Source organism: Flavobacterium sp. PL02 (assembly GCF_035013205.1).
Lineage (GTDB): Bacteria > Bacteroidota > Bacteroidia > Flavobacteriales > Flavobacteriaceae > Flavobacterium.
Genome location: NZ_JAYGJP010000003.1, coordinates 500,287 through 512,772, shown reverse-complemented (window position 1 = coordinate 512,772; position 12,486 = coordinate 500,287). Strand labels below are relative to the sequence as shown.

11 protein-coding genes are annotated in these 12,486 nt (G+C 33.4%); 4 read left to right on the top strand and 7 right to left on the bottom strand.

All coding sequences use genetic code 11. The features are described 5' to 3' along the window. Positions 1-28: 28 nt before the first annotated feature. Positions 29-520, bottom strand: a complete 492-nt coding sequence (locus SHI72_RS13215; RefSeq protein WP_323490233.1) for a nuclear transport factor 2 family protein — start codon at positions 518-520, stop codon at positions 29-31. A 487-nt stretch (positions 521-1,007) separates the two neighbouring features. On the opposite strand from SHI72_RS13215, the gene SHI72_RS13210 reads away from it, so the two are divergent. Next, on the top strand, positions 1,008-1,655 hold the full coding sequence (locus tag SHI72_RS13210; protein ID WP_323490232.1) for a hypothetical protein: 648 nt from the start codon (positions 1,008-1,010) through the stop codon (positions 1,653-1,655). 92 nt (positions 1,656-1,747) lie between these two features. Here SHI72_RS13210 and wrbA read toward each other — a convergent pair whose 3' ends face one another. Next, positions 1,748-2,914: an NAD(P)H:quinone oxidoreductase gene (gene wrbA, locus SHI72_RS13205; RefSeq protein ID WP_323490231.1), complete on the bottom strand. Its 1,167-nt coding sequence runs from the start codon at positions 2,912-2,914 to the stop codon at positions 1,748-1,750. A 498-nt stretch (positions 2,915-3,412) separates the two neighbouring features. On the opposite strand from wrbA, the gene SHI72_RS13200 reads away from it, so the two are divergent. After that, positions 3,413-4,069 carry an oxidoreductase gene (locus SHI72_RS13200; RefSeq protein WP_323490230.1) on the top strand — a complete coding sequence of 219 codons (657 nt, stop codon included), beginning with the start codon at positions 3,413-3,415 and terminating at the stop codon, positions 4,067-4,069. A 55-nt stretch (positions 4,070-4,124) separates the two neighbouring features. Here the strand turns inward: SHI72_RS13200 and SHI72_RS13195 are convergent, their stop codons facing one another. Continuing rightward, positions 4,125-4,439: an HPF/RaiA family ribosome-associated protein gene (locus SHI72_RS13195; RefSeq protein WP_035622048.1), complete on the bottom strand. Its 315-nt coding sequence runs from the start codon at positions 4,437-4,439 to the stop codon at positions 4,125-4,127. A 362-nt stretch (positions 4,440-4,801) separates the two neighbouring features. On the opposite strand from SHI72_RS13195, the gene SHI72_RS13190 reads away from it, so the two are divergent. Continuing rightward, a complete protein-coding gene (locus SHI72_RS13190) occupies positions 4,802-5,035 on the top strand; it encodes a hypothetical protein (RefSeq protein ID WP_323490229.1) in 234 nt (77 codons plus the stop codon). Between the two features lie 84 nt (positions 5,036-5,119). Then, positions 5,120-5,842, top strand: a complete 723-nt coding sequence (locus SHI72_RS13185; protein ID WP_323490228.1) for a PmeII family type II restriction endonuclease — start codon at positions 5,120-5,122, stop codon at positions 5,840-5,842. Here the strand turns inward: SHI72_RS13185 and dcm are convergent. The 4 genes from dcm to SHI72_RS13165 form a co-directional block, all read right to left on the bottom strand. After that, positions 5,832-7,067 carry a DNA (cytosine-5-)-methyltransferase gene (gene dcm, locus SHI72_RS13180; RefSeq protein ID WP_416348475.1) on the bottom strand — a complete coding sequence of 412 codons (1,236 nt, stop codon included), beginning with the start codon at positions 7,065-7,067 and terminating at the stop codon, positions 5,832-5,834. The two genes, SHI72_RS13185 and dcm, sit on opposite strands and share 11 nt — an antisense overlap. A gap of 291 nt (positions 7,068-7,358) precedes the next feature. Then, on the bottom strand, positions 7,359-7,832 hold the full coding sequence (locus tag SHI72_RS13175) for a hypothetical protein (RefSeq protein ID WP_323490227.1): 474 nt from the start codon (positions 7,830-7,832) through the stop codon (positions 7,359-7,361). Positions 7,833-8,285: 453 nt separating this feature from the next. Next, positions 8,286-10,757, bottom strand: a complete 2,472-nt coding sequence (locus SHI72_RS13170; RefSeq protein WP_323490226.1) for an AsmA family protein — start codon at positions 10,755-10,757, stop codon at positions 8,286-8,288. A gap of 409 nt (positions 10,758-11,166) precedes the next feature. Next, complete coding sequence (locus SHI72_RS13165; RefSeq protein WP_323490225.1) at positions 11,167-12,165, bottom strand: Gfo/Idh/MocA family oxidoreductase; 999 nt, start codon at positions 12,163-12,165, stop codon at positions 11,167-11,169. Between the last annotated feature and the right edge of the window lie 321 nt (positions 12,166-12,486).

Below are 12,486 nucleotides of genomic sequence, written 5' to 3'. Positions count from 1 at the left end.
TTTAAAAGACTAAAAACAAAGTCTTTACTTACTTTTTCTTAAGTTTAGTAATTATAACATCCTCTAATGGGGCTTTTATTTTAACAACTTCATCAACATTGTCGTTTGGAACAGTCATAGACAAAACATAATGTTTTACTTTCCATTCTTTTCCTACTTTTACCATAACTCCAGAGCCGCGACAAATTTTCATTTGTGTATCAAGTAATTCATCAAACCAAGCTGTTTTTCCAGTTGCATCAAAAAAGATATGACGTTCTAATGCAGTAAAGCTCCAAGCTTTTCCTTTATCAAAAAATGGCTTCGCCCAAACTTTAAAATCGGCTTTGTTCCAATTTTCTGTAGCGTCTGTTCCGATAAAAATAGCGTCATCGGCCATTAAGGCGAAATATGGTTCAAAACTAGCATCGGCTGCAGCTTTATGCCAAGCGTCAAGCGTTTTATTAATTTTATCTTTATCAGATGTTTGTGCTTGCGCAAAAGAGGTAATGAATAATAGCAGTAAGATTGATTTTTTCATGGTATATGGTTATTTGTTTTTTAAAGCAGAAATATAGAGAATTTACCGCAAAGTTCACAAAGAGCTACGCTAAGTCCGCAAAGTTTTAGAATCCGTCTAATCCTTTTAATCTGTGGCTGAAAATTAACCGCAAAGAGTGCAAAGGGCTACGCAAAGAACGCAAAGTTTTGGAATCTGTCTAATCCTTTTAATCTGTGGCGATAATTTAACCGCAAAGTTTCTCCAACTCTTTGCCGAAGGAACGCGGATTAAACAGATTCGCTAAGGCGAAAACGCAGATTAAAACGGATTTTCTCCCTTTCCGACGGTTTGAGGTTTGAATTATTTTTTTAAAATCCGTTTTCAATCCGCGTCTTTACTTTTGTAAATCCGTATCATCCGCGTCCCATTGCGGTAAAAAGGCAAGCTAAAAACCCCTTTTAACAAATATGGACTACAAAAATCAATCAAAAACGAGTATATTTGAGAACTTTAAAATTATGCAACCATGAATCCGAAAATCCTTATAAGTTCGTTAGTTATTTCCTCAATCCTTTTTATTTCTTGCAAAAAAGAATTAGAACCTCAGGAAAGTACACCAGCCTCAGAATTGGTAAAATTAGGATTAGCACAAGATACGACCAAAGCAAATTCGACAGTTCAAACCCCTGCACCTGCTGCAAATCCAAATACAGTAATGGGTGCTACAGGAGGAGTTAATCCTGCACACGGACAACCTGGTCACCGTTGTGATGTTGCAGTAGGAGCGCCTTTAAATTCGCCTTCTTCTCAACCTGTACAACAAGTTACAACACAAACGCAAGCCGCACCTACAACTGCCGTAGTTACAAATACTACACCACAGCCAACAACTACTAAAACTCCTAAAGGAATGAATCCTCCTCACGGACAAGCAGGACATCGTTGTGATATTGCTGTTGGAGCACCATTAAATTCTGCTGCTGCAAAAACAACTACAACACAAACTACTACTGCACAACCTGCATCGGGCACCGTTAGTCAGCAAGTAACTGTACCTCCTCCACCAGCAGGTTCAACTAATTATGCTGTAACTGCTCCTGGAATGAATCCACCACACGGACAAGAAGGTCACCGTTGCGATATTGCTGTTGGTGCAGCATTACCAAAATCATAAAACCAACGAATTCGTTCGATTAACATAAAACAAAACCCGAATACTTTAAATATGTATTCGGGTTTTTTATTTCTTTTTATTTAAAAGATACTTTATTCTATTTCAAAAATAGCCTGAATTTCTACAACCGAGTTTATTGGTAACGAAGCCGCTCCAATTGTTGCTCTTGCATGTTTTCCTTTTTCTCCAAAAACCAATGCCGTTAAATTTGAAGCTGAGTTCATAATCCCTGCGTGTTGCGTATAATCTGGAGTTGTATTAAAATATCCTGTTAACTGAACACATTGCTTTACTTTGTTCAAATCGCCACCACAAGCTTCTTTTAAAACTGCAATAACGTTAAGCATTGTTTGATACGTTGCTTCTTTAGCCTGCTCCTCTGTAACCGTTGCACCAACTTTACCCGGATTTAATATTTTACCATCTTTTAACGCTACCTGATTAATATACACTTTATTGTTCGAAATTGTATAAGGCACATAGTTCCCAACTGGTTTAGGAGCTTCTGGAAGCACAATATTATTATCTTTTAATGTTTTATTGACATCAATATTCCCTTTGCTTTCTACCGAAGTTGTTTTTACTTCTTTTCCGCTTTCTGTATTTTTTAAACCCGAAGCCACTCTTGCCAAAGCTTTTCCTTGTTCTTTAGCTAAATTCAATTCACTGGCAGATGGTCGTGTACCAACAGAACCTGCTAAAGAAGTTGATCCAAAAGGAGTATTCCCTTGAGGAACTGATTTATCCAACGTAGCTGTACCCATAATTCCCGTAGGTACAATTACCATTCCGTGGGAAGCTAGTATATTCCAAAAAGATAATATTGCTGCTTCTTTTCCTGCACCTGATCCTGCTGACATAAAAACTGTTGCTGGTTTTCCCTCTAAAGCTCTTGAAGTCCAAAGCGGAATACTCTTGCTGAAAAAGTAATTCATATCGGCACTTATATTAGCAAAATGAACTGGACTCCCGAATGCGATTCCGTCATAATTTGCTAATTCCTCAATAGTTGCTATTGGTAATTTCTCAACCTCAGCATTTAATTTTTCTTTCGAATTAATAGAAGCAACACGTTTTATTGTTGCTTTTGTATTTGGATATCCCTGAATTCCCTCTGCCATAGCTTTCGCCATTTTATATGTTCCTCCATTTTGAGAATGAATAAGAACCAGAACATTTGTTTCTGATGATTTTACTTGCGCATTTACACCAAAACCTATAAGAACTGCGGTTAGTAATACGAGTAGTTGCTTTTTCATGAATTTATTTTAAATGATTTATTATTTGATAACCCAAATCAAATTACTTGCCTTTTCATAAAGAACAAATCTCTTTTTTGGGACTGCAAAATTACTTTTTACAACAGCGAAAAGCGTTATTATTATCTTAATTTTATTTTTTGAAGTTTCACAAAGATTCACAAAGAATCCGCAGAGTTCCACAAAGAGTCATGTAGAAGAAAATCAAAAACACATACCAACAGAACTCTCATCGGGCTGACATATCGAATTGTGGTAAAATCATATGTCGCTTCGCTGGAACTTTAGATTAGAAAAAAATCGGCTTAATCTGCAAAATCTGCGTGAAACAAAAAAATAAACACAGCGCTAACTATGTGAAAGAAATGTGCTTCTTTTTTGCATTCTTTTTCACATATAAGACCTATGTTACTATGTGTTGAATAAAATTTTATGGATAACCCTCAACGGTCTAATCTAAATATTTTCTAACTTACACAAAACAAATCACTCAATGTTATGAAAAAAGCAATTGTTTATGGAGCAAGCGGATTAGTTGGTTCTTATATCCTCGAAAATTTGTTGAACAATACCAATTACGAACAGATAACAATCGTTGTTCGGAAAGAGTTAGACATTAAGCATCCAAAACTAAAAACTCTTATTGGTGATTTTCAATCTTTACCCAATGTCGTTAAAGATATCGCCATAGACGAAGTTTACATTGCCCTAGGAACTACACAAAAGAAAACGCCTGACAAAAAAATCTATTACCAAATAGACCATGATTATCCTGTATTGGCAGCAAAACTAGCTAAAGAAAAAGGGGCGAAATCTGTCTTTTTAGTTTCTGCCGTTGGAGCAAGCCCTAGTTCATCGGTTTTTTACGTTAAAACAAAAGGAGAAATGGAACAAGATATTATTAGCTTGAATTTCGACCATACTTATATCTTCCGACCTTCGATGATTTTAGGAAACAGAAAAGAAAGCCGACCTATGGAAAAAGTATTCATAGGAATATTTAAATTAATCAATCCGTTATTCATAGGAAACCTAAGTAAATACAAAGGCATTGAAGCAAGTGATATAGCCAAGGCAATGGTTAACGCTGTCAATAACAGCAATGACAAAATCAAAATATTGCATTGGAAAGAAATGACTGCTTTACTAAAATAAAAAAAGGCATTATCTATTTTTGAGATAATGCCTTTTACATTTATTAGTATTTAGATTAATACTCTTTCATTTTTTCGAAAGTAGTAGTAAGTGATTTTTTAATTTTACCTAAAGCACCTTGGAAAGCTTTTTCTAGCGTATCGGCGTGGTCTGTAACTGTAATAGGTTGTAGTTTTACTGGACGAACTTCAATCACACATTTTTTATCGTTTACGCTGAATTTCTCTCCGTTTTCATCTCCAAAATGCACTTCGATACGAGTAATTTTGTTATCAAAACGTGCTAAAGACTTTTCTAATTCTCCAGAGAAATAAGCTTCTAATCTTTCGTGTCCATCAATGTTTTTGTCGGTGTTGATTTGAATTTTCATCTTACTATATGTTTAATGTTTGTTTCTCAAAGCTATCGAAAATTGAATAAAAAAACGAATAAGTTAATAAAACATTATGAAAATAAATGGAGATTTTTTTACGCTTTTTGTCTGACTGAGCGGAGTCGAAGTCCAGCAACCATAAGCAACCCAAAATTATCCATAACTTTTTAGATTGATAAAGAAACTGTACTAATCGCAAGTGTTTTTTGGTATCTTTGCAATCCTAAACTTTCAGATTATGAACTTGACTAAACTTTTGCCCGTGTGGTACGCTGGCGGTATTGGAAACAACTGCAACGCTCTGAAAGGCGTAGGACAGCTAACCCATTCGGGTTTTATATTCCCTAAACTTTCAGATTATGAGTACAAACACCCTTACAAAAGAAACAGCATTGCGGTTATCCGATTTCTTCAACAAATCTATCGACCCAATAAGTATGGCAAAAACAATTAGACAAGTAAACTATATACTTGCTTTAAGCCTAATGCGAGAATCCGAAACACTGAAATTTGACAAAATAAGCCTTGAAAATGGTTTTTATTGGTTGAATGAATTAGCTGAAACTTTAAATCCTTATTTGAATGCTGAATAATTTAGAATTGAAAAAGCCACTTTGTAGTGGCTTTTCCTATTTTAGATATTAAAATTATTACTTTAGCAATCTAAAGCAGCAAAAATGGAGCAAATAACAGAAGAAGAATTATTACTTAAAGTAGTTAAATATTTCGAAATTAATATTTTTGAAAATCATATTAACGCTTCTTTAAAGAAACATTCAAAAATTAAAAACTACAATATAAATCCAATAGTTGTTAAATATTTATCTAAAGTTTTAGAAGGCAACTATACTCCTGAAGGCGTTGCAAAAGCATTGTTTTACCCTAGAGTTTTAGGAACCTCAATAAATACTTCATTTGGAACCAATATTCAAAAGATGTTTATAAAACTTAATTTAGCTGAAGGTTCAGCAATTAAAGGAATTGATATTGAATTTCTTGATAAAGTTGATGGTAGAAAAAAATGGTGTCAATTAAAATCGGGACCAAATACTATAAATTCAGAGGATGTAAATCCTTTAATTAAAAAATTCACCAACACTATTAGATTAGCTAGAACTAATGATGCATTACTTGGAAGTAATAATAATGATTTCATTGTAGGGGTTCTATATGGAGAACAAGCTCAATTAAGTATGCACTATAGAAAAATTGACGAAATTCATCCAGTAATAATTGGTCGCGATTTTTGGCATAGAGTTACAGGATTTCCAAATTTTTATGATGGATTGGTAGCTGATTTACATCAAATAATAAACAATTTAGATACTAAAGAATACATAACAAAAGGATGCGAAGAATTAGCCTACGAAATTAGAACTTCCAATTTATTTAGCTTCTAATATTTGAGTAATATTGATTTAAAAAATTTATTATAGAGTACCCAACTTCCTTTCCTAAATTAACAGGAACTGCATTTCCAATCTGTTTATATTGCTGCGCAATCGAGCCTGAAAATTGCCAATCATCTGGAAAGGTTTGAATCCTTGCATACTCACGAACTGTAAATGGTCTAGTCTCTTCTGGATGACATCTTTCTGTTTGCTTTTGTGCTGGACTACATGTTAATGTAAGGCAAGGTTCATCCCAGCCAATTCTTCTTGCGATTCCGGTTTTTCCTCCACCAAGATAAAAACTCCCCCCCATAAATTCTTTTTGAATATCGATAGGTAAATCTCTCCAATACCCCTTTTGTGGAACTAATTTTAAAACATCAACTTTACTTTGTGGATATTTTGAACCTCCTGAATACGGAACATCACAATCAAACAAATCACTTTTTTTTAAAGCATCTTTTAGATTATAAATTTTCTTATATGGTTTTGGATATTCATATTTCAAATCAATATCTTTTCTAATTCCAACTAAAATTAGTCTTTCTCTTTTCTGAGGAACGTTATAATTAATTGCTTTTAAGACTTGAACAGGTACAACATTATAACCAATTTCATCTAATATTGAGATCATGCCTTGAAGAGTCTTACCATTCTCATGACTTAACAAACCACGTACATTCTCTCCAATACAAATTGGTGGATTTACTTCTTTTACAGCTCTAGCAAATTCATAAAACAATGTCCCTCTAGCATCAGCTAAACCTAATTTTTTTCCTGCGTAGCTAAATGCTTGGCATGGGAATCCGCCAGTTACAATATCTACTTTATTGTGATATTCTGAAAAATTAAAATTCTTAATATCTCCTTCCAAAACATTCCAATCAGGCCTGTTAGTTCTTAATGTTTCACATGCCCATTTGTCAATTTCATTTAGAGCAACACATTTCAATCCAGCCTTTTCCATTCCAACAGCCAATCCACCAGCTCCAGCAAAAAGTTCTAGAACAGTATAAGTATTTTCGGGCTCTACATGATTTGAAACTGTTTCTTGTATAGTGCCATCTATAAAACTTGAAAACAAGGTAGTGATGTCAGATTTTTTATACATCCTATAATTACTCATAGGTTCTCGCACAGCACTTAATTTACCTTCATTATCCCAGCGCCTTAAAGTTTCTTTGCTTTTCCCTATTAATTCTGAAGCTTCAGACAATGAAAGATATTCATTCATAACCAAGTTGATTAACATTACACATATGGTTACAAATTTAAAAGAAAAAATGGCATAATCAAATACATTTTTAGAATATAATTTTTTATTTTTTTTCTATTTTCTAAGTATTAGTTTTAAACAACTATAAACCATTTAAATAGATCAAAATTAATTTCATCCATTTTGATATTTTTTTTCTCTTGTGACCAAAAATCAAAAAACATCATGCCGTGAGATTTTAATTTGATGTTTTTTGAATATTTTATTCATTTTTTTAATTAAGCAAAAATCAACTGGTGTGTCTATCTTTTAGAAATTAAGATTTTTAGGATACATAATATTAAAGTAATTTTCAAAAGCCCTACAAAGTAATTCTTTATCTATTTCAAATAACTCATTTCTAATATCCCAATCTTTAATATACTCTTCATCACTTTCAGAAATTTCTTCTCTATCAAGTTTTCTAGTTAAAATATCACTTAATAAAACGCTGTTGCATTGATGGTATTTTGGGTAGTATTTATAAATAAATGCCCAATAATCAAATTTATCTTCATCTTCCTTTTCTTCTTTAAGGTCTTTCTCTTCGAATTCTTTAATAATTTTAAAATCTAACCAGCCCATTGCTTCTCCGATTCCTTTGTAAAAAGCATTTCTTTCTGTTCGAGTTTCGAAAGTGTACTTTTTTAAGTTGATAATTTTTTCAAAATCGTCTAAAGGTTTATCATTGTTAAATTTACTTACTTGATCTTTTCCGAAAATTATTTCTGCTAAATATTTCATTTTTTGATAATGGTTTTAATTACTATTCTAAAAATTATTTTTAACTATGATAAATTCAAATGTAGCTTTGAAATACTAATTGCCTTGCGCACTATTGACCTCATTAAATAATAGTTTTCAACATAATATTAATCATTCCTTTTTCCTATTTCTACTTTTGTCATGTAAGTTCTATCCACTTCAGCCAGGTTAGCAAATGCCTCTTGTGAGATTTTTTTTCTTTTCTTAATTCTCGTATCCGGTCGCCAATTTTAATATAGATATCCATTAATTTGTATTATTGAAGTAAACAAAACTATCCAAATGTTGCTTTTTGTACAACGGTATAAGAGTCACTTTTTATAAATAACTAGCGCTAATAGTTTTAAATTTTTAAACAAAAAAAACGCCAATCTCTCGATTGGCGTTTAAGTCATTTTATAACAATGACAATACTATATTTAAAGCTAAACCCTACTTATTCTTATCCTCCTTCTTCCTCCATTTAATTTTGATTTTTCCGCCATCATCGACGGCTAATAAATGCAAAACGATTCCACGGTTGCGAACGGCATCTCGCTCGGCTTTGGAAGCTAATTTTACATCGTTTTTAGAGTTTCGGAGTGGAATTGTCAAGGCTAAATTGGTTTCATGACCTAGAGAATAAATTCCGGCTACATCAAAATTAAGAACACTTGAACTTACTCTTAAACTATTCACATCTATATTCTGCCCTCTCAAGATAACATCGCCAGATAAATTACTAAACGTAATATTTTTTACATCACGGAAGGGAAACGCAAATTTTCCGATTTTTACAATTGGCTCAAAATTGACTAAAGCTCCATTATTGACTTTAAAATTGACATTACCTGTTACTGAGTTTTTTATTAAATCCCCTTCGGAATCCATTATTCCTACAACGCTTGCTTTGGATGTTAGTTTTCCTTTTATATCTTTTGCATCAAATGATTTTATATCAAAATTATTGAATGAGGTCAGGAACTTTGTAATATCGACATTAGTAACTTGAGCTTCTGATTTAAAATTATACTTTTTACCATTTGGGTTTAATACTGCCGAGAAATCAATTGTTCCTCCGGCGGTTTGCAAGAATCCGTTTTGTACTGTTACATTAGAGTTTGTTAGCCTAATAGTAGCTTTTGCATTTGTTGCTGCTAATTTGGCATAAACAAGCTTATCCATATTAAGTTGCAAGACTACTTGACATTTGTTTATTACGGTATGAAGCTGGTCTGAAAAACTCTGATGATTTGCTGGTTTTTTGCTAGGTTGTTTATTTTTTTGGGTCGCAGCAATAACGCCTAGAAATTGTTTTATATCAATACTTGGGCTATAAATTTTCCAATCTACGAGCATCTTTTCGGGTGCATCATAATAGAGGTTCAAGAAATTATCGACCCTTCCTTCTACAAAAACGGTATTACGACGGTCCTTGAATGCGAATTTTTTAATTACAAGTGCTTGTTCGGTAAAGTCTAACTGAATATCCGTTTTTTCGAAAGTAAGTCCTTTGGGAATATATTTTAAACTGGTGTTGTTAACTCGAACGCTTCCTATGAATTTTGGTTTTCGAAAGTACAAATCGACGATATCACATTCGAACTTAAAATCGACTTTGGCCTGACCATTGGAAAAGCGCATTAAATCGGCATTGATTATATTATTGAGTTTTGTAACATCAAAATCAGCGTTTAGGATTCCTGTTGCAACGGGTTTATCAAAATTATGAATCATTGCATCTTGAATTTCAAAAGGAATTGTATTATATGCTCCTTTAAATCCGTGTATTATTACTGCCGAATTAGCATCATAACATCCTAGTTCTTCCTTTAATATATTTGTGAATTTTCCGTTGAAGGTGCAATCTGAAATTAATCCGTCGGGAATGCGTAATTCGTTGTCCTTAACTTCGGCTACTACATTAATTTTTGGATCGCCTTCGGAATTTAAATCTCCATCGATTGTACAGGTTACTCCTATTGGATCTTTTAAATCATACCATTTTAGTTTGGAACTAATATTATTGGCTAGCAAATAGGTGGCATTTTTCCAGAGGATTCTGGTTTTGATTTCGATACCAAAATTGGAACTGGTTTTGCCTACATCAAAATAGGATTTAACATTAAATTTATCTCCTCCTATTTCGAGTCCGTCAACATTGGCCGTGATTTTATTTTTGTCTGTATTATAAGTAACAGCAATAATCCCTCTGATTCGTTTGTCTTTGGCAAAGCTTCCTTTTTCGGTATTAAAAGCCATACTTTTTACATTGGTATCTACAAAAAGATTGGTGCTCCAATCGCTTCCATCGTAATCTATTTTGGCTTTTAGTGCAGCTACTTCAAAATCGAAGAGTTTATTTCGTGGTTTGTTCTCGGAAATAAAATGCACATTGGTCATACTTATTTCATCGACCAATGTAGTTTTTCCGCTTTCTTTTTTGTCTTTCTTAGGTTTCTTTCTGAAGATGTCTGAGTTTGTTATTCCGTTTGGACCTTTGTACAAATCGAGTTTAGCATCATTGATTTCGATTTTATGAAAGTCGATTTTATCGGATACTAAACTCCAGATATTTAACCGCACTTCTATTTCTTTTGCCGTAAGAAATGTTCGTTTATGTATTGCCCACAAACTGTCTTTTAGTTCGACATCTTTTAATCCTAATGTAAGATTGGGAAATCCGGTTAGGAATTTATAATGAATATCGCCTATGTGGATTGTTCCGCTTATGTTGTCGTTTATCTTATCGTTTATTTTTACAACGATTTTGTCTTTGTTGTGATTAAAATAATAAGCTAATCCTCCTGATGCAAGTAGTAATAATGCGATAAGACTTAGGAAGAAAATACCAATGCGTTTGGCATATTTTTTAAAATTACTTGTTTGTACAAAGTATTTTATTTTATCAATAATTTGTTTCATGCTAAGTGATTTTAAGATGGGAATATTAAAGGTAATCTAAAATCATAAGAAATAGCAGTGTTTTTATACAGAAAAATGCCTTTATAGAAAACAAGTCCTACAAAGGCATTCTATTATTACTCATTGGGTATTATTTATTTTAACGCATAGAAACATAGTTTTTGCACTCTATAAAAAGGCGTTTCACTTATCTATAACACACATAGCTAGCTATGTGAAAGAAATGTATTTCCTTTTTTGTTCTTTTTTCACACAGAAAACCTATGTTTCCATGTGTTTAATGAAATTTTATCTACACATTCTACAACTCTAGCCCTGATGGGAACAGCATCCTTTTTATAAGGCTTTTTTTGCCTTATAAAAAGATATAGTGGACAGCAGGAAATAGCTCCTAAAAACTAAAACACTGTTATTTAACGGGATGCGCTTGTCTGAATTCTTTTAAAACGGCATCTATAACCCAAGTGGTTCTTGCTGCCGAAACACCACTGGACGGGCAAGCCGGAGTTCCTAGCAATTCTTGTACGATGGTTTCGATAAGGGGTTGTTGAATGTGCAACGGATTATCTATTGGGAAACTTTCTATTTTTCCGTCTTTATCCTCGAGTAATACTGGGTCGTTGCCAAAGGTTGAAAAGGAAATCTTGCCTTTATCGCCTACTATCTCGACAATATCATGGCGCTTGTGACTTGCAAAATTCCACAGTCCTGTGCCGTGAATTCCGTTTTCGAACAAGAATGACATCGAAACACTATCTTCGGCTGGATATGCCATAAGTTGGGAAGTAGCGTGACCTCGAACGGATTTAATAGGTCCGAAAACAAAATCTAGAAAATCTAGTGTATGACAAGCCAAATCGACAAATATTCCGCCACCTGAAAGATGCGGTAAAACGGTCCATGGTAAGTTGATTTCGTCGTCATATCTTTTTTCAAACGAATGGTATAAAACACAATTTACGTGTCTTGGTGTTCCGATAATTCCGTTATCGATTAGTTCTTTTATTTTTAGGAAACGTGGCAAACATCTTCTGTAATAAGCCACAAATAATGGCACATTGTTTTCTTTGCAAGCGCTTATCATTTCGTTGCATTCTTCGAAGTTTAGCGCCATTGGTTTTTCGACATAAACTGCTTTTCCTGCTTTGGCGCACAATACCGCATATTCTTTATGAGATGATGGTGGCGTTGCAATATATACGGCATCGATATCGGGGTCATTTATTAAATCTATCGCATTAGAATACCATTTTGGTACATTATGACGTTTGGCATAATCCTCTGCCAAGGCAGCGTCTCTACGCATTACGGCAACTAATGCTGAGTTTTTTGTTTTCTGAAATGCTGGTCCACTTTTAACTTCGGTTACATTACCGCAGCCAATAATTCCCCATCTAACAATTTTCATTTTTTTGTTTTTTAGTTGTTCCAAATTTAAGAGAAAAGAATTGCTTAAAAAAGTTAGCTACGAATTCGTAAAGCTTTTTTTTACGCAGATTTAAAAGGATTTGAGTAGATGCACACAGATTTTTCTCTAATTAAATCGGCTTAGATTTGCCTAAATCTGATGAATCTGCGTGAAACAATAAAAATAAGCCACGAATTTCTCTAATTATTTTTTCACGCAGATCTAAAAAGATTTGAGCAGATGCACACAGATTTTTCTCTAATTAAATCGGCTTAGATTTGTCTAAATCTGTAGAATCTGCGTGAAACAATAAAAATAAGC

What these genes read in the sequence shown, in the direction of transcription:
- SHI72_RS13165 (WP_323490225.1), bottom strand. Translation starts at nt 12,165, where the DNA reads ATGAAAATTGTTAGATGGGGAATTATTGGCTGCGGTAATGTAACCGAA.
- SHI72_RS13175 (WP_323490227.1), bottom strand. Translation starts at nt 7,832, where the DNA reads ATGAAATATTTAGCAGAAATAATTTTCGGAAAAGATCAAGTAAGTAAA.
- SHI72_RS13185 (WP_323490228.1), top strand. Translation starts at nt 5,120, where the DNA reads ATGGAGCAAATAACAGAAGAAGAATTATTACTTAAAGTAGTTAAATAT.
- SHI72_RS13170 (WP_323490226.1), bottom strand. Translation starts at nt 10,757, where the DNA reads ATGAAACAAATTATTGATAAAATAAAATACTTTGTACAAACAAGTAAT.
- SHI72_RS13210 (WP_323490232.1), top strand. Translation starts at nt 1,008, where the DNA reads ATGAATCCGAAAATCCTTATAAGTTCGTTAGTTATTTCCTCAATCCTT.
- SHI72_RS13195 (WP_035622048.1), bottom strand. Translation starts at nt 4,439, where the DNA reads ATGAAAATTCAAATCAACACCGACAAAAACATTGATGGACACGAAAGA.
- SHI72_RS13215 (WP_323490233.1), bottom strand. Translation starts at nt 520, where the DNA reads ATGAAAAAATCAATCTTACTGCTATTATTCATTACCTCTTTTGCGCAA.
- wrbA (WP_323490231.1), bottom strand. Translation starts at nt 2,914, where the DNA reads ATGAAAAAGCAACTACTCGTATTACTAACCGCAGTTCTTATAGGTTTT.
- SHI72_RS13200 (WP_323490230.1), top strand. Translation starts at nt 3,413, where the DNA reads ATGAAAAAAGCAATTGTTTATGGAGCAAGCGGATTAGTTGGTTCTTAT.
- dcm (WP_416348475.1), bottom strand. Translation starts at nt 7,067, where the DNA reads ATGAATGAATATCTTTCATTGTCTGAAGCTTCAGAATTAATAGGGAAA.
- SHI72_RS13190 (WP_323490229.1), top strand. Translation starts at nt 4,802, where the DNA reads ATGAGTACAAACACCCTTACAAAAGAAACAGCATTGCGGTTATCCGAT.